Below are 22,043 nucleotides of genomic sequence, written 5' to 3' on the forward strand. Positions count from 1 at the left end.
TCTTTGATGTTGCTCGCCATATGCGTTTGCAAGTAGCAAGCAAGTACATGCAAGCACTTTTATGTTTACTTTTATGTTTACCTTTGTGTAACTCAAGTTATTCGAGGTATTGCTTAGTTTCTCCACTCTTGATTGCTAACCTCCACCCGCGGTCTAGCGGTACGGGCTGAAGACGATCCGTTCTTTTTCACCATATTTGATACGGTACTAATGACTTTGTCCCTTGCCTGTTTATTCCTCATCAGATACGTCACGCCAGCTCCAATCGCTGTCATGAGCAATTTGCGTTTCGACATGTAACTCTCCTCCTTCTGGATTCATGTACATCGTGTTCTTGTTTGAGTTTTACCCGATTTAGCGCAAACGAAACGATCCCCAAGCTCGCTTGTAAAAATAAAATGCTTCCTCTCAACTGGCACACCCTGATGTTTCGATTCGGCACTACAAAAAAAGATGATCACCGAAATGAAGAATGGTTCGGTGATCATCTTTTGCTTGGTTATTATGCTCCGTGACGTGAGCCTATATAAGCGATACAGGACTTTGTTTTGAATCCAATATGAGCTTATTAGGCATCAAATGGTTTCATATGTTTTATTAAGCTACTGTTGACCTAAACACTCGTCATCAATCAGATGGTCGGGCTACCTGACTCATCTCTTCATGCTTGTAAGTTGAGCCATCGGCGGTCAGATAAAAATGACCGGTCGGGTGCAGTTCTTCGTTCAACTCATAGACCAGCGGAATGCCTGTCGGGATGTTGAGCGCCATCACGTCAGCTTCGGACAATTGGTCCAGATGCATGACAAGTGAACGGAGCGTATTGCCATGCGCGGAGATCAGTACCCTTTTTCCCGAAGAAACCATCGGTTTAATCTCTGCATCCCAGTACTCCAGTACCCGCTTGGACGTATCCATTAAATTCTCTGTACGCGGGATGGTGCAACCAAGGCGCTTGTACTTGTCCAGATCCTGCACATATCTATCGTCATCCTCACCCAGAGCTGGCGGGGAAACGTTAATGGAACGACGCCATTCGTGAACCTGATCTTCCCCATATTTCATAGCCGTTTGCTGCTTGTTTAGTCCTTGTAGCGCACCATAGTGGCGCTCGTTCAGCTTCCACGTCTTCTCAATCGGAATCCACATCAAGTCCATCTCATCCAGCGCTATATCCAGTGTACGAATGGAACGTTTCAATACCGATGCGTAGGCACAGTCAAAATCAAACCCCTGCTCTTTCAGGATTTTCCCGGCCTTACGCGCTTCACCGTACCCGTCCTCGGTCAGATCCACGTCCGTCCAACCCGTAAACCGGTTTTCCACGTTCCACATGCTCTGTCCATGGCGAATCAACACTATTCTGTACATCACGTGACCCCTCCCTTCCTTGGATACATCCTCCACAGAACCAGCATACTTATACATCCTTAGCAGTCTGCCTAATGGTGGATATAGCTCATTCTAAGCATTCTAAGCTCATTCATTTCAGCTCAGTTTTAAAATATTCATCATACGAGTCCTTCATGGTATAAAAGAACTCAAAAATCAATAATACGGTGCCATCATCAAATAAACAACTACACCTGTAGAACTGACATACAACCAGATTGGCATCGTCCAGCGTGCGATTTTCCGGTGTTTCTGCAACTGGTTTGTCCAGCCCCATACGAGCGTAAAGAGCGCAAGTGGCACAATCAGGGCAGCCAGAATGCTGTGTGTGATCAAAATAAAGAAGTAGATCGAACGAACAATACCTTCGCCACCAAACTTGGATGTTTCCGGAGACAGATAATGAAACGTCAGATACGTCACCAGGAACAGCAACGTGGTTGAAAATGCTGCCAAAATAAAGCGTTTATGCAGCTTGACGTTACGTTTGATAATGGCAATCAGCGCAGCCAGCAAAAAGATAAAGGTGAAGCTGTTAAACACGGCATTAAAGCGTGGCAACACGGTGATGTCGAACGTAACCTCACCTTTGTAGCCAATCGAGGGTGCGAAAAACAATAACAAGATGATAACGTTAGCAAGAATGGAGATGGTAATAATGATACCTGCAAAATTTTTATTACTGGTCGGGGTGATCTGATTCGATGATGTGTTCAGATTCCCTCTGTCCTTTTTAGCCAATGCAAAATCCTCCTCATATCCTAACTTTCTGTGTTCTATATCATTATATCGCGGCAAATCAGGGCTGTTAAGTGACAACACTCTGAACAAAAACAGGTTGTCCTTACGTATAAATGCCCGTTTTAGGATGTTTTCATGCCTCTTCGAGCGAGTATGATTTTACCCGAGTCTTAAACTGTGGTATAATTAATGCACTTAATCACATACGCGTCGACTATGGAGGAGCCTGTCACCAAGGGCCCCTCTTTGTCTTTTACAGGCATGGAACGGTAACTTGTTATCGTTGTTCCGTGCCTTTTGTTTGTTCAAATTGGGTGGAACAGGGATGTTTTCCCTTGGAAAGGATATTCTAAGGTTGCCGCAATCAGAGAGGAGAAACCATCTGTGGAATTTATTTTAGTTCTTGCCCTTATTTTGATTTTCACCAAACTGGCCGGTGATCTCTCCGTTCGGTTAGGCCAGCCATCGGTGCTGGGTAAACTTATTGTGGGTGTTGTCATTGGGCCTGCCCTGCTAGGCTGGGTGGATAAAAGCGATTTTGTGCATTATATGGCCGAGATCGGGGTATTACTGCTTATGTTCATCGCCGGTCTGGAAACCGACCTGGAGCAATTAAAGAAAAACTGGAAGGCCGCTTTCGCTGTGGCGGTGGGCGGAGTCATTTTACCTTTTATCGGAGGGTATGGTTCGGCAATAGCTTTTGGGATGTCCCAGACACACGCGCTGTTCTTCGGCCTGTTATTCTGTGCCACCTCGGTAAGCATTTCCGTGCAAACCTTGAAGGATATGAACCAGCTTGGTTCACGTGAGGGTACCACCATTCTGGGAGCAGCGGTAGTGGATGATGTGCTCGTCGTTGTACTGCTCGCTGTCATGATGAGTGTACTCGGAACAGGTGGCGGTGATGTTTCCATTGGCTGGCTTATTGGTAAAAAGCTGTTGTTCTTCGTCATCATCATTGCAGCAAGCTGGCTGCTTGTACCACGAATCATGAAATGGATGGCTCCGCTGCGGGTTACAGAAACGGTCATTACAGCAGGACTTATCGTCTGCTTTGGCTTCTCTTATTTTGCAGAATGGATGGGTGTTGCAGGTATTATCGGTGCATTTGCGGCAGGCATCGCAATTTCTCAAACTGGATTCAAGCATGAAGTGGAGCAAAAGGTGGAACCGATCGCGTACAGTATATTTGTACCTGTTTTCTTCGTTAGCATTGGACTGAATGTAACTTTTGAAGGCGTAGGCTCACAGATTGGCTTGATCATCGTCATCAGCATCGTTGCTGTTGTCACCAAGCTTCTTGGCGGCGGGGCAGGAGCCCGTTTGACTGGTTTTGATCGTTCTTCTTCAATTGCCATCGGGGCAGGCATGATCTCCAGAGGGGAAGTTGCGCTTATTATTGCCTCGACTGGACTTGCATCAGGTTTACTTGATGCTGAATATTTTACCAGCGTTATCATTATGGTCATCGTCACCACACTGGTCACACCACCACTGCTCAAAATCACGTTTGCCCGTAAAAAAGGTGAACAACGTGTAGAACAAGGGATTGAGGATTCTCATCTGAACGGGTGAGGTGCACGGTACGTGAAAGATATTAACCTGTGAAATCCTACTTGTGTCAGGCATAGGATTCCCCAAAAATGGTGATATTCCTGAATGCAAGTTTGATATACAGATCGTATGATTTGTGGCTAAATCATTTAATTTGTATAAGCGTTGCCCTTGATACTTGGTGTGAGCTATACTTGTGTGAGACACCGAATTTAGAGTCATCTGGATGCTCAGCCTTTTGACTGGGCCTGCTACTGTCATAGCACCTAATTGGTCGTGAAGCACACGCCGCTTTGTTCATTTTCTACTCTTCCTATGAGGATGATGGAAATGGATAGAGCGGCTTTTTACATTTTTTCTCTAACTTTTCTAGGAGGTTTTCATGCCATGAGTACAATAATTCAAAATTTTGATGAGGCATATGAAGAATGGATCAAAGTGCTACTCGCAAAAGAAACCAACCCCCGCGTTCGATCGCGGATTGAACATGGGCTTGAACACGGTACATTGGAATTTTTGCGTTCCGTCTGGTTCCCCGTGATGAAAAATTTCAACCACTTACATCCCGAATGGGAAGTTCGAGATTTTCACAACGGCTATCGTTACTTGGATCTTGCCTACTTACCAGGGAATGGTGTGAAGGGTGGTATTGAGATTCAGGGTTACGGGCCTCATGCTCGAGATCTTGATGTGAGACGTTTCAAAGATCTATGCTGGCGACATTGTCTCCTAACACTGGAAGACTGGCTTTTCCTGCCGATTGCCTATCTCTCCATTAAAGACGAGCCAAAACAGTGTCAGCAACTGGTGCTAGCATTTATGGGTAAATTTATGGCTTCAGATGCGCCCGCCGCCCTGAACTGGTTGGATGCTGAGGCCGTACGGTATGCGAGACGTATAATACGTCCGTTTACACCTTTGGAATTGGCAACACATCTGCGTATCTCTGACGTACATACGAGAAGGGTTCTCCGCAGCCTGTTGGATCAACAAATAATATATGTCGCGAGCGGCAATCAGCGATATCGCACTTATGCTCTACGAGCGTAAAATGAGCAAGTGCTTGTGGCTCGGATGTGGCTCGGCTACGCAGTCGGATTTCCTGCGTGCAGTTTTAGCACGTGTCACGTAGACATAGTGAAAGCAGTTCCGTGGTGCGGTGGTTAGGCGTGTTTAGCAGACGTTATTCCATAGCGTGTGTAGTATTGGGACGCGCTTGGCGAGCGTTGTTTCGTGGTTTAGTTATTAGACGCATGTGGCGAACGTTATTCCATCGTGTAACGATTGCGTTTGATTCCGCAGCAACTAATAGTGGATGTGGCATCGCAGTATTTAGGTTTATGTTAATGATTACTTGCTCGTGGCTGATTTATGAGTAAATGGTTCTCTACTGTGTCACGTTAGACGTGTCTCATTATGTGTGAACGTTTCTTAGCAATGTGCTGAGGTATTAGTGCTCCCGATATCCTGCTCTCCACGTCTACATCTAAATGTGATTCCATAGTGGCTCAGTTGGCCATGGTCTCTGATGGCTACACATCATTTCAAAGTTTTTTAGCTGTGGATGATGAACCGGCCGTAGTCTTGCGCGAAACTTATGAGCAGAAATTTTCTAACGATCACCAGAGACGCTATTTGGCGTATATCGTACCTTTTTATTTTCTAACGATCTCAGGAGAGCTTATTTCGGTCATTTGATGTGAAAACAGGCCTACTTTATGTGTTTTTGCTGAAATAAGCTCCCTGGTGATCGTTAGAATTTCAAAGAGCTCAAAATCGTGCAAATAAGCTCATCTGTGATCGTTAGAAATGTTGGAGTATTGGTTGTATGGTTTTTAAGTAGTTTACACATACTTGCTCCACCACTGAGTTGGGTTGGGTTGGGTTGGGTTGGGTTGGGTAGGGTTGGGTTGGGTATGTTTTTTCGGTTAGCAACAACAAAAAAAGACCACCTTACACACGAAGAGGTCTTCCATTCTAAGTTGCATTATTTATCCGTTTTGCTGAGTCGCTTCTCAACCGTTTATTGTTGCCGGGGCGTGCACCCTTCAGGGGATTCACTGATTATAAGTACCCTTTTATATACCCCGTCTCTCCGCCTGCTATTTGGCATGTCCAACCTAGGTTAACACACCCACATAGAAACCAATCGAGATAAACACAACGCACCAAACAAATGCACCGATTCCTGAAATAATAGCATATCTTCCCATCCTCATGCGGCTCATGCCGGAGAAACAGCACATTAGATTCCGCACTCCTGGGATGAAGTAACCCAGAATAACGGACCAGGACCCATATTTGAGAAACCACGTTTCTACCCTGCTAAATCGCTTGGCATTAACCCCAATCCATTTACCATATCTGTCGAATAGGGGCCTGCCGGCTTTGCGGCCAATCGTATAACTCAGTATGCCTCCCGTAAACGCCCCGCCAAAGCAGACAGCGATGGATACGGAATAATCCAGAACGGATATCGAGGCGAGATAACCGACAAAGGTCATCAACACCTCATCCGGAATCGGTAGCCCAATAACACCAAGAGCGAGTAAACCATATATTGCGAAATACCCATATTGACTAATAATTTCTTTAGCAAATTCCATAACTTGACTCGCTCCTTATTTCGGTTCCACAATATCCTTCTCATGAGAGGGCAGTATTTGCTTCAATGAAGGGAAACGGATTTGACTAACCATGAGACCGGATAATACCACAATAACAAGATAGGCTACAGCATGATTAAAATAAGGGCTCCATAGAGCGAAGAACGACATCAGTCCACCTGCAAATGTAATCGGCATTCCGACAAAACCGCTAACCGGTGTTTTCTGGCAGTTATATCTTGCAAGACGAAGTGCTCCACATACCGGGAACAGGGCGGTCAACGCCATACCAAGCATACCCACTTCTGTCATCGAATTCAGGTAAAGAATCAGTACAGGCGCTGTACCGAAGGACACAACATCAGCGAGTGAATCCAGCGCCTTGCCAAATTCCCCTTCACAATGAAGCTTGCGTGCTGCATATCCATCAAACAAATCAAAAAACATCGCTACCCATATCATCGTCACAGCCAGTGCAAATTCCCCATGAATCGCCATAATGACCGCGAGCATCCCCGAACTTAAATTCCCCAAGGTTAAAATGGATGGTAAAGACTTCATAAAATTTAACTTCCTTTCATACTAGGCTTTAGGAAATGTAATATAAAAACGTACGCCATCCGGTGTATTCTCCACACCATAACCACATCCGTGCAGATCCAGGATCTGTTTTGCAATGGCCAGGCCTAGCCCGGTCCCTCCCATTTTACGATTGCGCGAGCGCTCTACACGGTAGAACCTCTCCCATATATATTGCCGTTCCTCTTCCGCGATGTGCTCACCTTTATTCTCGATTGTAACGTGAACACAACCTTCATGTCTGTTAATCTCAATCATTATATCGGTTTGCGGAACCGCGTGACGTATAGCATTCATCATGATATTGTAAAATACTTGCTCAAGCTTGCTTCGATCCCCTTCAATGGTCTGCTCCGTCGTGGATACAAGCACCACTTCAAGTCCTTTATCTTTTAACTGAGGCCCAAGGCGCCCAGCAATATCTTCAATCATATCAGCCAAAGCGATTGCTCCGGTATTCAATTGGATCGCGGCAGATTCAAGTCTGACCAGATCCAGCATTTCTTCAACCATTGTTTCCATCTTGATCGCTTCGTCAACAATGACCTCAATGTAGCGCTCCCGCTTGTTTTCACTGACACCGTCTTTTAGTCCTTCAGAATATCCCTTGATAATGCTTATAGGTGTCTTGAGTTCATGAGAGGCATCGGCAAAAAATTTGCGCTGACGCTGTTCAATCTGCTGCTTCATCTCCATATCGGTACGCATCTGGTCATTGGCCTGCTTGAGTTCCTCCAATGTTTTACCAAGTGTACCTGATAAGGCATTCAGACTCTCGGAAAGACTACCGATCTCGTCCTTACGCCGAATCGGAGACTTCACTGTAAAATCGAGCGTAGACATCTTCTTCGCCACATGATTTAGAGCGAGCAATGGCTTGGTTATAATTCGGGACAATAACAGTGCGAGCAAAAGAATCAGTACAAACGCGCCTATACCGAAATATCCATAGAATAATCGTGTTGCCTCGTTGGCTTCCCTCATCTCCTGTAGTGAGGTCAGTGAGAAAATCAACTGTTGCTCCGCTCCGGCACGGTGCACGGGAGCAATCGTAATGACGTTACGAACACCACTCCAGCTGTCCATCCACTCTTCATTAATCATCTTCCCGCTAGACAACATCTGCTGATCTTCTGACGACAAGGGGAATCGACTTTCGAGAGCCTGCACGAGAAGTCCTTGCCTTTGGCTCCACGTAGCAAGATCAGGCAGCACAACTTCCGTTAGCACCCCCGTCCATTCCTGGACGGGTAGCAGTGATTCCTGAAAAGTTTCTGTGCCCCATGCAGCAGAAGCCCCATCCTGAATTTTAAATGGATACACCATAGGTTCTGGTTTCTCCTCAACGCTGGATGGTCCTTTTACGGTCAGCTTTTGTCCAAATTTGAGATGAGACCTGATCCAGCCTGCATTTTCACTATTGATGAATAGTGACAGGGACACCTTCACACGTTTGCCGTCCTCCTGGAGTAGCGTGACGTGAAAGGGATCATCCACCAACTTGCCTGTGTTCGTCAAAATGACGAGATGAGACTGATTTTGTCTCATGAACCTGCCCGTTTCCTTGGCAAGCTGCAAATCGCTCCAGCGACTGGCCGAATACTGCTGTTCGAACTTGGACAGTTTCTTTTTCATACTGGTAATCTTCTGATGCTGGTAGAAATCGGGGAACCAGATCAGCTGGGCAAGCACCGTTGTCCCATATAGCAAGACCACAAATCCGGCCATGACCAGAAACAGCTTCATCGTTACGCCATTTCTTCTCATGCCTCTGCCTCAAAACGATACCCCGTACCAATAACAGTACGAATGCACTTCGCCTCATCGCCCAGTTTGCTGCGAAGTTTTTTGATATGCGTATCCACCACACGGGAATCCCCTTCAAAATCAAATCCCCATACCCGATTTAATATGGCTTCTCTGGATAAGACAATGCCAGCATTGCGAGCCAGATAGAGTAGCAGATCATATTCTTTAGGTGCAAGCTCCACCTCAATCCCGCTTCTCTCCAAACGTCTGGCCCAAGGGTCGAGAGTTACATCGCCAAAGCGAATCAAACCCTGCTCTCGCCCCATCGCACCTTCCACTCGTTTCATGAGTGTGTCCGCTCGTGCAACCAAAACCCGAGGGCTGAATGGCTTCGTGACATAATCGTCTACACCTAATTGAAATCCGTGGATCTTATCATCATCCTCAGACTTAGCGGTGAGCATGATAATAGGTACGGTAGAAGTGGAGCGAATATGCCCGCATAATGTCCATCCGTCCATTTCAGGCATCAATACATCCAGAATGACCAGGTCTACCTCATGTAAAGCTAGTTGTTCCAGCGCCTGCACGCCATCCTCGGCTTCAATCACATTCCATTGTTCTTTTATAAAATAATCGGCCACAATCTCACGAATGCGGCTTTCGTCTTCTACCAGAAGCACGGTTCTGATCATGACCGACTCTCCTTCTTTATTTCTATGGATAACATACCTGCTCCATGTGTCGTTCATGTGTCCTGATTCATCCATATAAATCCATTTATATTCAGAAACAGCTCCATCATATATACGATTAATATATACCAAAAGTTACTATTTTTTATCAAAATACGCAAAAAAAGAAGCAGCCAACAGATACTACTGTTCGTTGACCGCTCCTGAGATGAAATTCGGGATATGCTCATCAAAATTATGCGCTCTGATGAAGCCCGTCCTATTCTGGACAAGTGCATTCCAAACGCTGATTAACGTTGGTGCTCCAAACGATGTGCCACATGTAGTGTAGGGCCAACGAAGCGGTTCAACGGGAACCCGCCGGCAATCGCTTTGGTTACGAAAGCTTTCCCTTCACGTACAGCCTCTTTCACGGAAAGTCCACGAGCCAAGCCAGCAGTAACAGCCGCAGATGTTGTGCATCCTGCACCATGGGTGTAACCGGAACCGACAACATCAGCTTCGAACCAATCATAATTGGTTCCGTCATAGAGCAAGTCCATGGCTTTACCCGGGTTAATTACACCGCGATCTTTAATCAGGACATGTTTGGCACCATGCGCGTGAATTGTGGCTGCCGCAGCTTCCATCTGCTCTTTCGAACGAATTGGACCACTCTTCGCCAGTTGGGAAGCTTCGAACAGATTAGGCGTTACAAGATCTGCACCTGGAAGCAAAAATTCGATCATGGCTTCGGTGTTTTCCGGCTGTAGCACCTCATCCGTACCTTTGCACACCATAACTGGATCGATCACGATCTGTGGCAGACCGCTACGGCGAATATGTTTGGCAACAAGCTCAATGATATCCACTGAACCGAGCATGCCTGTCTTCATCGCGTCAAAACCAATACCGTCCAGCACGGTGCGAAGCTGAGCTTCGACCACATTTAATTCTACAGGAAAGACCTGGTGATCCCATGTCTCAGGTTCCATGGAAACAACCGTTGTTAATACGGTCATGCCGTATACGCCCAGTTCCTGGAATGTTTTCAAATCAGCTTGAATGCCTGCGCCACCGCTCGTATCCGAGCCAGCGATTGTTAATGTTTTTGGAATCGTCATGGTCGTTCTATTCTCCTTCGTGTTTCAGTTGACACTATCCTATCCCTTGTACGAGCGGATGTCAATGGCATGTGAGGCCATACGTGGCATGCTTTTCAGCACAAAAGAGATCCTGTCTTAATTCAAATCTTTGGTTTCCAACCGTGTCATGGAAAGTGCAGCGATCCATAAGCCGATTGCACCCAAGGTCAACGGAATTACGATGATGTTATTGACCGACATTGTAGGTCCACTGGAACCGCTGAAACCCGAGCATACGATGAGAACAAGGAAAATGGAAGCAACCATTGTAGCCGTCACCGAGTGCTTGCGCATACCGAAGAATAGAGGAATCAGAGCCATGGCAGCTGCAGAAAGCGAACTGATGGTGTATTTAAGCACCAGTTGCCCCAAAGCTGCTAATCCCAGCGGCTCGGTAATAAAACCATAATACTGATTGGCCGTGAGCAAGAGCACCCCCATTAAAATGTCTGTAAACATAATCATCACAAACGTAAAAATAAAGACTAACGTTAACTTCGCAGCAATGATTTTATGCCGTTTAATCGGGTAGGTAAACATCACATTCATCGTTTTGTCCCTATACTCGCTAATGATCAATTTGGATATCAATGAACCTGCAAATATGATAAACACTGCCCTGGAAAATGTATCAATTAGCATAAAGGCCCCGTGGTAATCGGCCAAGGCATAATCTTCAGCTCCCAGATCTGTGACACCAATCATGATCATAAATAGAAGAATGCTGATATTGGCGATACCCGCACCCACAAAATTCCGGGCAAAGCGATGCTTGCGCCATTCCAGACGAATGAGTTTAAGCAACATCATCAGCCCCTTTCATCAGACCCATGAAGTGCTCTTCCAAGGAGTGCGAACGTTTAGAAATCGACTCCACCGCAACCCCGTGCTGAACCAACTTGCTGTTAAGATCGGAAGCCGTTATATCCGAATCATAGACACGTAGCGTCTGCTCATCGAACAGCTTATAGTTGCTCAGATGCAACAAATGTTCTACGACGTAGGCAGCCTTCTTAGGATCTGCAGCCTGTACTTCAATATAATCGGTATGACTGCGACGGATGCTCTCCATGGATACTTCTTCGACAAGCCTTCCCTCGCGAATGATGCCAATCGTGTCCGCAACCTGCTCGACTTCACCCAGAATGTGACTGGAGATCAGCATAGTGATGCGATATTCTGTGCTTAATCGTTTGAAGAGATCGCGCATCTCTTTGATACCGACCGGATCAAGTCCATTGATCGGTTCATCCAGAATTAACAACTCGGGTGTTGTAATCAGTGCACGAGCCAGCCCAAGCCGCTGCTTCATACCGAGAGAGAAGTCCTTCACAGGTTTTTTGCCCGCATCCTTCAAGCCGACCATTTCCATATGTTTTGCAATCATCTGTTTGCTCGTGAACCCCATATACTCACAGTGCAGATCCAGATTTTCCCACGCAGACAGTTTGTCATAGAAAAAGGGATACTCGATAATACTGCCCATTCGTTTCAATAACTCATAAGAGTCAGGGTTTAGCTTTTCGCCGAAGAGTTCGATCTCACCCGCTGTAGGTTTAACAAGGTTGGTTAACATTTTCATTAATGTTGTTTTCCCTGCTCCGTTTGGCCCTAAAAATCCATAGATTTCGCCTTGCTTAATATTCATGTTAACGCCGGATACGACCTCTGTTCCTTCGTACACCTTGGTGAGATTTATGGTCCGTGCAATATAACTCATCTGGTCATTCTCCTTTACGTCCCCCTGCTCGGGTGCTTATATCTGTATTGTAAAGAAAAAAGTCTGCTTTTTTATTAATCAAATCTTACAAAAACCTTAAGTTGGAATGCGTGTTGACTGACACGGACACATTGGTGGGAAATGACCTGGATACGAATAACCGTCAACTTGGAATAGTCCAGTCTTTACAGCCCTACAACATTTCTTCCAACGTAAAAGAAAACACCGTCCGCTGATGTGGCACACTATGTACTTCGATACGTCCACCCATGCGTTCAACGAGTCGTTTCGTGATGGTCAGACCGAGACCGCTTCCCTGATACATCCGATTACGGGAATCTTCCAGCGTGTACATTCGTTCAAAGACACGACTGTGCTCTTGTTCCGGAATGCCCTTTCCGCGATCCCATACCTGCACAGTAAAGGGCTCTCCTTCTCTGTTCAGTATAGATATTCCGAGTTCCTTGCCATCGGCGCCATATTTCATCGCATTGGTAATCAGGTTGTCCAGCACGCGATCCAGTGCCTCTTCGTTTGCGCGAACGAACACATCCTGCTCCGGAATGTCCAATTCCACTTGTAACCCGAGCTTTGTAAGCAATTCGTAAAACGATAACATTTTGACACGGCACAGCTCACTGATGTTCACCCGGCTCAGTTCCAGCCTACGGTCTCCTGATTCAAGCTTGGCGAGATCAAAAAAAGAATGCATCAAACGCAGCACTTCCTGTGCTTTATCCTGTATTTTCTCCGTCATTACTGTCCGCTCCTCATCGGTCAGAGAAGCACTGTGCAATAACGTTTCACTGTACCCGAGTACAACCGTAAGCGGGGTCTTCAAATCATGTGAAATGTTAGAGAGCATATGACGCATTTCTTTCTCCTGGTTGGCATAATCTGCTTTGGCCAGATGGGCGTGTTCAAGCAACCGGTTCATGTCGTTTAAGAGCCGGCTTACCTGTGCATCACTATCAAATACAAGCAGACGTTCAAACGTGCCCTGCTCGAGAATGCCCGACACTTTATTGTGGATATAAGTTAGATGCGTACTTCGTTTACGAAGCTTTAATCCAAGCGCAATAACAGCACATGCAAGCAGTATCGTAGATACAGCAAGCAACCACAGCATCATAATCATACCGGCTCTGCCTCCAGTTTATATCCGATGCCCCATAACGTTTTAATGTAACGCGGAGCAGAAGGATCAACTTCCAGCTTTTCTCGCAAGCGGCGCATATGTACGTTGATAATATTTTCATCGCCATAATAGTGATCATTCCAGACGGACGCATAAATCTGAGCCTTGGTGAACACTTTACCGGGATGGGTTACAAACAATTTTAAAATGCCAAATTCCTTGGACGTTAATTTGATTGGCTCTCCTTCACGCTCTACCTCATACGTTTCCATATCCACCACAAGTCCGCCGAGAATGATCCTGTGGTCGTGTGCCTCTTCTTCCGCAGGCTGAGCGGTGTAATTGGCACGGCGGATAGCCGCTTTGATGCGGGCCGTCAGCTCAATCAGCGAGAACGGTTTGCTCAGGTAATCGTCAGCTCCAAATCCAAGACCCAGTGCTTTGTCCACGTCCCCATCTTTTGCAGATAGAATGAGCACGGGCACCAGACTTCTCGCGCGAATGGTTTGCAGGACATCCATCCCGCTGCGATGAGGCAGCATCAGATCAAGAATAATCAGGTCAAAACCAGGCTTCGCCTCGTTGAACAACCGTTCGGCCTCCAGACCGTCATAGGCATATGTAAGGTCAAAGCCCTCTTTTTCCAAATAAGGACCAACCATCTCACTAATCGAACGATCGTCTTCCACAAGCAGCAAGCGATGACTTGACATAAACTCCCCTCCGGTTAAAAACAATTACCTTCATTACCTCACAATCTGATGAAATTGGCAATGACAGTTCAAAAAAACCTGACCAAGCAGGCACTTCGGGTTCAAGTGTGCTTCATCAGGTTTATATGACGTAATTTATGATGCGTTGGTTCGTTCACAAAACGATGTAATTTGGATCAACAGTTGTCCTGTAGCTATGCATGTTCACCCCGAATCCAGCACAATCCGATTGTACCGGCACCGGCATGAATGCTCACCACCGGAATAAATGGCATGATCTCTGTTTTCAAACGTGGAAGCAGCTCCGCGATCTGCTGTTTGATACTATGGGCTTCGTCTTGATTGTTTGCATGCATGATGCACACATGTTTCACTTTCTCCATGTCCTTTTTCAGCATCTCAAGCATGCGCTCTTTAGTACGTTTGAACGTCCGAATCTTCTCATTCACCACCACTTTGCCCTCTTCGAATCGAAGCAACAAGTGTATTTTGAGCAGTTGGCTGATGATCAGTTGCGTCCCGGTCACACGACCGCTTCGATGAAGATTTTGCAGACTCGCAGGAATCAGATAAAATGACATGTTATCAATCATCTGTTCGATGTGATGTTTAATCTCGGCAGCGGAACATCCCTGTTTCTGCCATTCCAGACCTTGCATAATCATCTCGCGAAGAGGATAGGCTCCTGCCCTTGAATCAATTGCGGTAACCGTCACGCCTGCCATCTCCGCTGCCTGCATCGAGGTATGGAGCGTTCCGCTAAGTGCCGTGGAGCAATGAATCGTTATAATCTCATCATACTGATCCTTAATGGATTCATACAGTTCGATAAACTCGCCAATCGGCGGTTGTGAACTGCTGGCGCGCGATGAAGTTGCCAATTTCTCATAAAATGTATCGGGCGAGATTTCTTCGGTTTCCCGGTAACATTCCTCGCCAAATACAATGCGCAGCGGCACGATGTAGATGTGATTTTGCTCTGCAAAAGCGGAATCCAGTGTACTGGTGCTATCGGTGACCCATGCAATTTTCTTCATGACATCCTTCTCTCTTGCCGGATTATTCGTTCTGTATCCTACACGTCAAGCACAAGTCCGGCCGGTATTTTAAATTTGAATAAACACAATTGTAAACGTTTGCGATCTTACCTCTTCATTATAAAGGATTTCTTCCCTGCCTGTCTTGTGGCGCATTCATGAACAATCCCTTACCTTCCATTATTCTCTAAAAAAATGTCTTGCCTGTGAAGGAATAAATTGGTATGCTGTTGTCCTTCTCTCTTTTTCGCCTTGACTGAAGTGAACGGGTCCGCCGTTCAATCCACTTATCGGAGGTGTCATATGCTTTATCTTACGCTCGCTTCCAAAGCCTACGCCCGAAACCTGCAATATCGCGGGGCACACATGGTACATAACCTGGCAAGCGCCATGTTTGGCTACATGTATGCTTGTCTCTGGATCGGCATCGGGGCCGACCACCAGCTCGGAGAATACGGAGTTCAGGGGATGATCAGTTACATTGCATTCACGCAAGCATCACTCTGGATTTCAGGCTTCCTGACGAACGGACTCGGTATTCCGCTCAGTGTCAGGACAGGGCAGATCGCACTGGATCTCATGCGTCCGGTACATCTGTTCTCTCACCTGGTGGCACGGGAATGGGGGCAGATCGCCTACCAGTTCGTGTACAAAAGCCTTCCGATCTATCTTCTCTACTCTATCGTTTTTTCCCTGAAATGGCCTTCAGAGGCCTGGACTTTAGGTTATGCCGCACTTGCACTTGCCGGCGCAGCGTACTTGTCCATCTGCATGAACTATATTATCGGTGTCACATCCATGTGGACTACGGAATCGTCCTGGTTGCACTGGGCCAATCATGCCCTGATGAACCTGATGGCCGGTTTCTTTATCCCGCTGGAATGGCTGCCGAAATGGCTGGAACAACTAGCCTGGCTGTCGCCTTATCCATTTCTGCTTTACGTCCCTACCCGAATTTATCTTGGTTTTGAAGATGGCTCCTTGTTATGGGGAACCTTGCTTTGGTGTGTAGTCATGACGTTAATCTGTCTTGCCCTTACCCAAGTGTTACGCCGTAAAGTGGAGGTGCAGGGAGGATGAAACTTATCTCGTGGTTCCACTTATATAAAATACTCATTCGAACCAGCATCCGCAGCCGGATGCAGTACAAGTTTAACTTCGTGCTGGGAGCCATCCTGGCCGCACTTATTCAAATCTCCGAATTTCTGATGGTCGCATTGGTACTGCACAAATTTGGGGCGATCAAGGGCTGGTCATTACATGAGATCGGCTATCTTTTTGCGATTATGACATTATCCAAAACGCTGTATCGCACATTCGGCAATGAAGTACATCATCTGGAAAAATATTTGGTGGGCGGTGAGCTGGATCAACTGCTGACACGACCTATGCCTGTCCTGCTTGCGCTGATGCCGCAGAACTTCCGCATCATGATTGGTGAAGTACTTCAAGGCGGATTCATTCTGTGCTGGTCGCTTGCGGGGATGATGCACAGCGGGCAGATCGGCTGGACGGTTGTTCCGTTCTCCCTGTTTGTCATTGTGACTGGAGCCATCATTCTTTTTTCCATCGGACTCGCTACAGCGACTCTTGGTTTCTGGACGACACGTATTGAAGAGTTGCAAGTCATCACAGAGGATGCAGCTCGCACTGCGGCTCAATACCCGCTCACCCTCTATCCCAAATGGATGTCCAGTCTGTTGCTGACTGCCATTCCCGTCGGATTTGTAAATTACATCCCCTCTCTCTACCTGTTGCGCGGTGAAGGCGGCGCTTGGGTGTTGGCCGTCATTGCTGCGGTAGCGGTGATATGTTTAGCTGCCAGTTTGCGGTTCTGGACGTTCGGCATGACCAAATACCAAAGTACGGGCAGTTAGAGAAGTTATATACATTGAACGATTTATTTACACATTAACGGAGGAGGCGAAATACACATGAATATGATTACAGCACGCAACCTGCAAAAGCAATTCAAAACCCCTGTCGTGCGGGAAGGCCGCTTCTCAGGGGTACGTACCTTGTTTTCACGCCAGTATGTAACCAAAGAAGCGGTACGTGATATCAGCTTTGATATTAGGCAAGGGGAATTTGTTGGTTACATTGGTCCCAATGGGGCTGGCAAATCCACCACGATTAAAATGCTGACAGGCATTCTTCACCCGACAGCGGGTGAGGTTGTGCTTGGCGGGATGAATCCTCATGAGGAACGGCGTAAAACGGTTGCCAAGCTCGGCGTTGTGTTCGGACAGCGAAGTCAGCTCTGGTGGGACTTACCCGTAAAGGATTCGTATGATATTTTGGCAGAAATGTACGGTGTGAGTTCGGATGTCAAAAAGAAACGACTGTCCCAGTTCGCTGAACTGCTGGATCTTGAATCCTTCTGGGCGACCCCGGTTCGCAAGCTCTCTCTTGGGCAGCGCATGCGGGCCGATCTGGCAGCGTCTATGCTGCATGATCCAGAGCTGCTTTTTCTCGATGAACCCACCATCGGACTGGACGTGAATGCGAAGCGAAATATTCGCCGGTTTCTGCGCACATTAAATGAAGAGTTTGGCAAAACGATTCTGCTCACTACCCACGACATGGATGATATCGAACAGCTATGCAACCGAGTCATGGTCATTAACCACGGACAACTGACCTATGACGGAACCATCGCCTCCCTTCGAGATACGATCGGTTTGCCTACATTGATCCGTGTCGCCTTCCGTGGAAGGGTTAAACTGCCAGATGCTTTGCCTTCCGCCATTCAGGTTACACGTATGGACAATCAGGTGCTGACGGCACTGGTGAACCGGAAGGAATGGCGTACGATGGACATTTTGAAGGAGCTGGAGCAGTGGGGAGAGATTGACGATATTGAGATGAAGGAACCCGACTTCGAGGATGTTATACACAAAGTCTATTGATTCGTCCAGGGGTTGGCCTATCTTATAGTGAAACGGGTTATAGGGCTGTTCTAATGCCGTTACAGGAGAGAGGGACAGGACGTACTGTAGTAACGGAGGTGAGGGTCATGCTTGTGACCAGACATGTTCTTGCTGCACCCAGTCCCTATGCTACGCCTTATTACATCGTACGCGGAACGAATCCCGGACCCGTCATGATGATTACATCTGGAGTTCACGGCAATGAAACCGCGAGTATGGCCGCTGCACAGAAGCTTGCCGATGATTGTGCCGCAGGGCGGCGTGTGATCCATCGCGGAACCTTGATTATTGTGCCAAGAGTCAACCAGCAGGCTTATGCCAAAAAAATCAGAGGCAAACCTGATCTGAATCGTACCTTTCCTCGCCGCAAGTCAGGAAGATCGAAGCATCCACTGGCAGCCGCCGTGTTCAAGCTTGCACGCGAGCATCACCCTGACTGGTGGCTCGATCTACACGAGGCAAATGGTCTGTCACAGCTTAGTCCACGCGTGCTTGGACAAACGCTGATCACCAACCCCGGCAGCTCCAGCGTGCCGATCTGCCGCAGGGTGATTGAACGCATGAACCGATCTATACCGGTGGGCAAGCATCATTTTAATCTGAAGCGGCATGAGTTACCGGGCTCCGCTCGGACAGCGGCTTCAAGATTGCTGCATGCGAAGTCTGTCACCGTGGAAACGTGCTGGAGTCTGAAACGCGCTGTACGAATCAAGTACCAGACGGAGATTGTGCATTATTTTCTACGTGAAGCAGATATGACTTGAGCGAAAAAACAAAAACCACCTCCATTGCATAACCCGATGATTGACATCTTGGGGTGCACTGGAGGTGGTGATTTTTGTATCAATGATTCCGCATCACGAATTCCAGTAAATCCTTGCCTACAGGCTCAAGGAACGTGAGCGGATACAGATCTTTTTTCGTCAAAAACTTGTAGATCGCATCCAGATATTCATCCACACGATCGGCTGATCCAAAACAGTAATTGGATAATAATACGACACCTACGCCCTGCTCCTTGTTTATAGCTAAATAGCTGGTAGCACCAAAGGTACCGCCGTTATGCCACAAAATATTTTGATCCAATGCCGTATCCTCTTGCCACCCGAAATAAAGCTCTGATTCTCCGATTCGAATAGGTACGTGACTTTGTTGCATGGCAGAGGCTAGCGGGTGTTCTTCATTGAGATTGGCTTGTACAAATAAACTCATATCGTGAACAGATGACTTGATTGCTCCCGCTCCATCGTGTACTCCATTCAGATCCCAGTGAGGCATGACTTTTCCCGTTGATGTATGTCCATTCACCAATCGACTGTTCTGTTCTGTATTCAGAAGGGCGGCAGTTTCCATCATATGTAATGGGGTTGTGATATATTTTTTCAGTAGATCGTCATATGTTCTGTCTGTTACTTTACATAAGATGTATCCTAATAACCCCATACCGGTATTAGAGTATTCAAATTTACCGATCTGCTCCGTGTAATCAGCATCCGCTAAAAAGGCAAGCAAATCTTGCTCCGTATATCTGGAATACGGATTGTATCGATTTTTTTTCGAAGACAAATTAGGTGCTAATCTGGGTAATCCAGACGTATGCGTCGCCAAATGTTTGAGCGTAATTTTTTTCAAATAATCGTTTTTGCCCAGGTGTATGTACTTGCTGGCTGTGTCATCGGCAGAAAGCCGTTGTTGATGTTCTAATTCTAGTAGAAGCATACTTGTGAACACTTTGGTCAGAGAGCCGATTTCAAATAACCTGTGTTCAGGAGCAACTATATTCTGCTTTGGCGGATTGCCGAATGAATGATACTCGATATCTTCCTTGGTAACGATGCCAATCTCAAGATGAAGATGTTTTTTACCTTTAATATAATCAGAAACAAAACCTTGTATATCCCTCATCAAGCATTATGCTCCTCTCTGGTGTGTATCTAGTATTCCATACGGTGATTACGTTAAGAAACCTGATATGGAAAAATGAAACAAATTACTCGTTATATTCGATTTGCCTCCGTCATTTCCTGCTCGTAGATAAACGTTTGTCTGCTCTTAAAAAATAGAAAAAGAGCCGTGATTACGGCTCTACGGCTCTTTTTTCTCTACTCTAAAGGACTGGATATAACTATCGATTTCGTCCTCAGGTACAAGCAACAATCCGGCCAGCTGTTTTTGCATCTGCTCCAGATGTTCAATGTGCTGTTGAATGTCGGTGATCCGTTCACGTACAAGTGTTTTCAACGTCTCTTTTTCCATATCCTCATTACTTAGCAGCTCCAGCGTTTCCTTTATTGCTTTTAGCGAATAACCGAGCGTCTGTGCACCCTTAATGAACTTGACTTTGACCAGATAATCCTCGGTGTACTCGCGGTATCCGTTGGAGGATCGATGCGGAGCGGGCAGTATGCCGCTGTCCTCATAATAACGAAGCGTAGCCATACTTACTCCCGTCTTTTTGGCTAATTGGCCTCTTGTCATGGTCTGCACAACGTTCTCTCCTTTCCAGCTGACTCATTGCGCTTGTTCGTTACGTATCTTTGTATATTCATGATCATAAGATGCTTCGGGAAATTTCGCCGAACTTCCTTGCAGTAGAGGCTGCGCTTCACCCTTCAGATAACGATCAAAGAAGGCGAGTGCGTAACTTCTGGTAATATCGATATTATGCTCCGCAGACATATTCTTGGCAAACAAACGCGGTGAGATTAACGCAATATCGGTAAAGCTTTGATGGAAAAATCCATCCACGGTCAGATAATAGGTATCATTCAGACTGTTCTTCATTACATGTTCCAGATCGGGTTCAAACTCCGGATAGAATAACTTTTCATGCTCAGTAGGATTTGGCCCCAAGCTTTTGGCTGTCTTTCCAGACATGATGTACATAAAAGGTTGTTTCAGCGACGATTTGGAAACACTGCCCCAAAATCCACCTTCCAGGCTGAGTCCTGCATGAAAACGTTCATCCTGTGCGAGTGCTTCTGCTGTTGTTGCCCCGCCGTAGGAATGTCCCATAATGCCCGTGTGGTTCAGATCCAGTCTGCCCTCCAGCACCTGATTCGGATCATTCACATTCCACTGTTCCAGCGTGTCGAGTACAAAACGTGCATCTGCTGCACGAATGCCTACGCCCTGCACATTATATTGATACACTTCTTCGGATGTTGCGAATTCAGGCCCGGCATCGTAAGAGACCTTATGTCCATCTGGAAAAGTTACTCTAGCCGACGTATACGGATGATCCATCCCTACAACAATATAACCGTGGCTGACTAGTTCTTCCACCGCCGTCATACTTTGAAAACGAGCTGAACGGACACCGGGAGAAAACAGGACAACTGGATAAGAACTGCTTGCATTAGACATCGCTGCACCTTTGACCACATGTGTCGGTATCGTATCTAGGTAACTGAACACTTGAGACGGGATGCCAAACACCAGACTGATCGCTTCCCCCAATTCAGCAGGGTATGACTCCGGTTTAATGCCTTTTGCAACTTCCGGGTCTACCGGATACCACACATTAATCATCAGTTCCCGCTTGTCCCCGGCTTCAGGCGAAAGAGTCTCCTCACGAGATTCATCTACGATCTGTTGTGAAAATGTACCGATGGCAAATTGCCCCGTTGGCTCGGGCATGGTAAATGCCGGGAAGTAACTCGTAAGCACTCCTGATCCAATGCCCGAGAAAGCAGCAAGAAGAAGGATGAACAGTCCATGCATCCAGGCACGTCCTCTCGACTTCTTCTTATGTATTTCCGGTGCTATGCTTCCAGCGCTACGAGTCCATTTAATCAATTGAATCATTAACAGGATAAATAGAATGAGCGCGACAATATAAGACGGTAGTAACATCACCCGTACTGAATCCATGATCGCATGTAGCAGAAATGCGGTAACTAAGGCACTAAGCATGCCTACCGCAAGCTTTCGTCTTTTCGTATAAAACGGTAAACCCAGCGCCCCCACTATCGTTACTAGCACGAAAATCCATTCAAATATCTTCATGATTTTTCCTCCAAACGTTGTTGATACAACAACAATAAACCTTGAAGTATACTTCAA

The 22,043-nt window shown here is 46.5% G+C and carries 22 protein-coding genes; 6 read left to right on the forward strand and 16 right to left on the reverse strand.

The window, feature by feature from the left end:
• Positions 1-113: 113 nt before the first annotated feature.
• The 3 genes from EC604_RS20420 to EC604_RS20430 all read right to left on the reverse strand — a co-directional run bounded on the left by EC604_RS20420 (position 114) and on the right by EC604_RS20430 (position 2,133).
• The gene (locus EC604_RS20420) at positions 114-296 is read right to left on the reverse strand and encodes a hypothetical protein (protein ID WP_123065908.1); all 183 of its coding nucleotides are present in this window, start codon (positions 294-296) and stop codon (positions 114-116) included.
• Between the two features lie 331 nt (positions 297-627).
• A complete protein-coding gene (gpmA, locus tag EC604_RS20425) occupies positions 628-1,371 on the reverse strand; it encodes a 2,3-diphosphoglycerate-dependent phosphoglycerate mutase (RefSeq protein ID WP_123065909.1) in 744 nt (247 codons plus the stop codon).
• 177 nt (positions 1,372-1,548) lie between these two features.
• The gene (locus EC604_RS20430; RefSeq protein ID WP_429352182.1) at positions 1,549-2,133 is read right to left on the reverse strand and encodes a DUF420 domain-containing protein; all 585 of its coding nucleotides are present in this window, start codon (positions 2,131-2,133) and stop codon (positions 1,549-1,551) included.
• A gap of 384 nt (positions 2,134-2,517) precedes the next feature.
• Here EC604_RS20430 and EC604_RS20435 point away from each other — a divergent pair, with 384 nt between their 5' ends.
• Together EC604_RS20435 and EC604_RS20440 are read left to right on the forward strand one after the other, a co-directional pair.
• Positions 2,518-3,708, forward strand: coding sequence for a cation:proton antiporter (locus EC604_RS20435; protein ID WP_123065910.1), 1,191 nt, complete (start codon positions 2,518-2,520; stop codon positions 3,706-3,708).
• A 366-nt stretch (positions 3,709-4,074) separates the two neighbouring features.
• Positions 4,075-4,737 carry a transcriptional regulator gene (locus tag EC604_RS20440; RefSeq protein ID WP_430538813.1) on the forward strand — a complete coding sequence of 221 codons (663 nt, stop codon included), beginning with the start codon at positions 4,075-4,077 and terminating at the stop codon, positions 4,735-4,737.
• 1,070 nt (positions 4,738-5,807) lie between these two features.
• On the opposite strand, the gene EC604_RS20445 is transcribed toward EC604_RS20440, so the two are convergent.
• The 10 genes from EC604_RS20445 to EC604_RS20490 form a co-directional block, all read right to left on the reverse strand.
• Entirely contained in the window at positions 5,808-6,293 is a 486-nt protein-coding gene (locus EC604_RS20445; RefSeq protein WP_123065911.1) for a DedA family protein, read from the reverse strand.
• Positions 6,294-6,308: 15 nt separating this feature from the next.
• On the reverse strand, positions 6,309-6,854 hold the full coding sequence (gene pssA, locus EC604_RS20450; protein ID WP_123065912.1) for a CDP-diacylglycerol--serine O-phosphatidyltransferase: 546 nt from the start codon (positions 6,852-6,854) through the stop codon (positions 6,309-6,311).
• A 21-nt stretch (positions 6,855-6,875) separates the two neighbouring features.
• The gene (locus tag EC604_RS20455) at positions 6,876-8,639 is read right to left on the reverse strand and encodes a sensor histidine kinase (RefSeq protein WP_123065913.1); all 1,764 of its coding nucleotides are present in this window, start codon (positions 8,637-8,639) and stop codon (positions 6,876-6,878) included.
• Positions 8,636-9,316 (reverse strand): response regulator transcription factor, encoded by a 681-nt coding sequence (locus EC604_RS20460; protein WP_123065914.1) that lies wholly within the window; start codon positions 9,314-9,316, stop codon positions 8,636-8,638. The genes EC604_RS20455 and EC604_RS20460 overlap by 4 nt, the downstream gene beginning before the upstream one ends.
• 290 nt (positions 9,317-9,606) lie before the next feature.
• On the reverse strand, positions 9,607-10,419 hold the full coding sequence (gene thiD, locus EC604_RS20465) for a bifunctional hydroxymethylpyrimidine kinase/phosphomethylpyrimidine kinase (protein WP_090924296.1): 813 nt from the start codon (positions 10,417-10,419) through the stop codon (positions 9,607-9,609).
• 117 nt (positions 10,420-10,536) lie between these two features.
• Positions 10,537-11,247, reverse strand: coding sequence for an ABC transporter permease (locus EC604_RS20470; RefSeq protein ID WP_161556994.1), 711 nt, complete (start codon positions 11,245-11,247; stop codon positions 10,537-10,539).
• A complete protein-coding gene (locus tag EC604_RS20475; protein WP_123065916.1) occupies positions 11,237-12,160 on the reverse strand; it encodes an ABC transporter ATP-binding protein in 924 nt (307 codons plus the stop codon). The genes EC604_RS20470 and EC604_RS20475 overlap by 11 nt, the downstream gene beginning before the upstream one ends.
• 193 nt (positions 12,161-12,353) lie before the next feature.
• A complete protein-coding gene (locus EC604_RS20480) occupies positions 12,354-13,292 on the reverse strand; it encodes a sensor histidine kinase (RefSeq protein WP_123065986.1) in 939 nt (312 codons plus the stop codon).
• 2 nt (positions 13,293-13,294) lie between these two features.
• Positions 13,295-14,011: a response regulator transcription factor gene (locus EC604_RS20485; protein ID WP_123065917.1), complete on the reverse strand. Its 717-nt coding sequence runs from the start codon at positions 14,009-14,011 to the stop codon at positions 13,295-13,297.
• 194 nt (positions 14,012-14,205) lie between these two features.
• Entirely contained in the window at positions 14,206-15,048 is an 843-nt protein-coding gene (locus tag EC604_RS20490) for a DegV family protein (protein ID WP_123065918.1), read from the reverse strand.
• Between the two features lie 303 nt (positions 15,049-15,351).
• Between EC604_RS20490 and EC604_RS20495 the strand changes: the two genes are divergently transcribed.
• The 4 genes from EC604_RS20495 (at position 15,352) to EC604_RS20510 (ending at position 18,742) form a co-directional block, all read left to right on the forward strand.
• A complete protein-coding gene (locus EC604_RS20495) occupies positions 15,352-16,128 on the forward strand; it encodes an ABC transporter permease (RefSeq protein ID WP_123065919.1) in 777 nt (258 codons plus the stop codon).
• Positions 16,125-16,925 carry an ABC transporter permease gene (locus EC604_RS20500; RefSeq protein ID WP_123065920.1) on the forward strand — a complete coding sequence of 267 codons (801 nt, stop codon included), beginning with the start codon at positions 16,125-16,127 and terminating at the stop codon, positions 16,923-16,925. Before EC604_RS20495 ends, EC604_RS20500 begins: the two co-directional genes overlap by 4 nt.
• 63 nt (positions 16,926-16,988) lie before the next feature.
• Positions 16,989-17,957 (forward strand): ABC transporter ATP-binding protein, encoded by a 969-nt coding sequence (locus EC604_RS20505; protein ID WP_123065987.1) that lies wholly within the window; start codon positions 16,989-16,991, stop codon positions 17,955-17,957.
• 107 nt (positions 17,958-18,064) lie between these two features.
• A complete protein-coding gene (locus tag EC604_RS20510; protein ID WP_123065921.1) occupies positions 18,065-18,742 on the forward strand; it encodes a succinylglutamate desuccinylase/aspartoacylase family protein in 678 nt (225 codons plus the stop codon).
• 79 nt (positions 18,743-18,821) lie between these two features.
• Here EC604_RS20510 and EC604_RS20515 read toward each other — a convergent pair whose 3' ends face one another.
• The 3 genes from EC604_RS20515 to EC604_RS20525 all read right to left on the reverse strand — a co-directional run bounded on the left by EC604_RS20515 (position 18,822) and on the right by EC604_RS20525 (position 21,986).
• On the reverse strand, positions 18,822-19,883 hold the full coding sequence (locus EC604_RS20515; protein WP_123065922.1) for a serine hydrolase domain-containing protein: 1,062 nt from the start codon (positions 19,881-19,883) through the stop codon (positions 18,822-18,824).
• A gap of 180 nt (positions 19,884-20,063) precedes the next feature.
• Positions 20,064-20,456, reverse strand: coding sequence for a MerR family transcriptional regulator (locus tag EC604_RS20520; protein ID WP_345789275.1), 393 nt, complete (start codon positions 20,454-20,456; stop codon positions 20,064-20,066).
• Positions 20,457-20,489: 33 nt separating this feature from the next.
• Positions 20,490-21,986, reverse strand: a complete 1,497-nt coding sequence (locus EC604_RS20525) for a lipase (protein ID WP_123065924.1) — start codon at positions 21,984-21,986, stop codon at positions 20,490-20,492.
• Between the last annotated feature and the right edge of the window lie 57 nt (positions 21,987-22,043).

The sequence above is a fragment of the Paenibacillus amylolyticus genome, from assembly GCF_003719335.1.
GTDB classification, from domain to species: domain Bacteria; phylum Bacillota; class Bacilli; order Paenibacillales; family Paenibacillaceae; genus Paenibacillus; species Paenibacillus amylolyticus_D.

Coding starts and splice junctions, on each gene's coding strand:
- EC604_RS20420 (WP_123065908.1), bottom strand. CDS start 296: ATGTCGAAACGCAAATTGCTCATGACAGCGATTGGAGCTGGCGTGACG.
- gpmA (WP_123065909.1), bottom strand. CDS start 1,371: ATGTACAGAATAGTGTTGATTCGCCATGGACAGAGCATGTGGAACGTG.
- EC604_RS20440 (WP_430538813.1), top strand. CDS start 4,075: ATGAGTACAATAATTCAAAATTTTGATGAGGCATATGAAGAATGGATC.
- EC604_RS20445 (WP_123065911.1), bottom strand. CDS start 6,293: ATGGAATTTGCTAAAGAAATTATTAGTCAATATGGGTATTTCGCAATA.
- pssA (WP_123065912.1), bottom strand. CDS start 6,854: ATGAAGTCTTTACCATCCATTTTAACCTTGGGGAATTTAAGTTCGGGG.
- EC604_RS20455 (WP_123065913.1), bottom strand. CDS start 8,639: ATGAGAAGAAATGGCGTAACGATGAAGCTGTTTCTGGTCATGGCCGGA.
- EC604_RS20460 (WP_123065914.1), bottom strand. CDS start 9,316: ATGATCAGAACCGTGCTTCTGGTAGAAGACGAAAGCCGCATTCGTGAG.
- thiD (WP_090924296.1), bottom strand. CDS start 10,419: ATGACGATTCCAAAAACATTAACAATCGCTGGCTCGGATACGAGCGGT.
- EC604_RS20470 (WP_161556994.1), bottom strand. CDS start 11,247: ATGTTGCTTAAACTCATTCGTCTGGAATGGCGCAAGCATCGCTTTGCC.
- EC604_RS20475 (WP_123065916.1), bottom strand. CDS start 12,160: ATGAGTTATATTGCACGGACCATAAATCTCACCAAGGTGTACGAAGGA.
- EC604_RS20480 (WP_123065986.1), bottom strand. CDS start 13,292: ATGATGCTGTGGTTGCTTGCTGTATCTACGATACTGCTTGCATGTGCT.
- EC604_RS20485 (WP_123065917.1), bottom strand. CDS start 14,011: ATGTCAAGTCATCGCTTGCTGCTTGTGGAAGACGATCGTTCGATTAGT.
- EC604_RS20490 (WP_123065918.1), bottom strand. CDS start 15,048: ATGAAGAAAATTGCATGGGTCACCGATAGCACCAGTACACTGGATTCC.
- EC604_RS20495 (WP_123065919.1), top strand. CDS start 15,352: ATGCTTTATCTTACGCTCGCTTCCAAAGCCTACGCCCGAAACCTGCAA.
- EC604_RS20500 (WP_123065920.1), top strand. CDS start 16,125: ATGAAACTTATCTCGTGGTTCCACTTATATAAAATACTCATTCGAACC.
- EC604_RS20505 (WP_123065987.1), top strand. CDS start 16,989: ATGATTACAGCACGCAACCTGCAAAAGCAATTCAAAACCCCTGTCGTG.
- EC604_RS20510 (WP_123065921.1), top strand. CDS start 18,065: ATGCTTGTGACCAGACATGTTCTTGCTGCACCCAGTCCCTATGCTACG.
- EC604_RS20515 (WP_123065922.1), bottom strand. CDS start 19,883: ATGAGGGATATACAAGGTTTTGTTTCTGATTATATTAAAGGTAAAAAA.
- EC604_RS20520 (WP_345789275.1), bottom strand. CDS start 20,456: ATGACAAGAGGCCAATTAGCCAAAAAGACGGGAGTAAGTATGGCTACG.
- EC604_RS20525 (WP_123065924.1), bottom strand. CDS start 21,986: ATGAAGATATTTGAATGGATTTTCGTGCTAGTAACGATAGTGGGGGCG.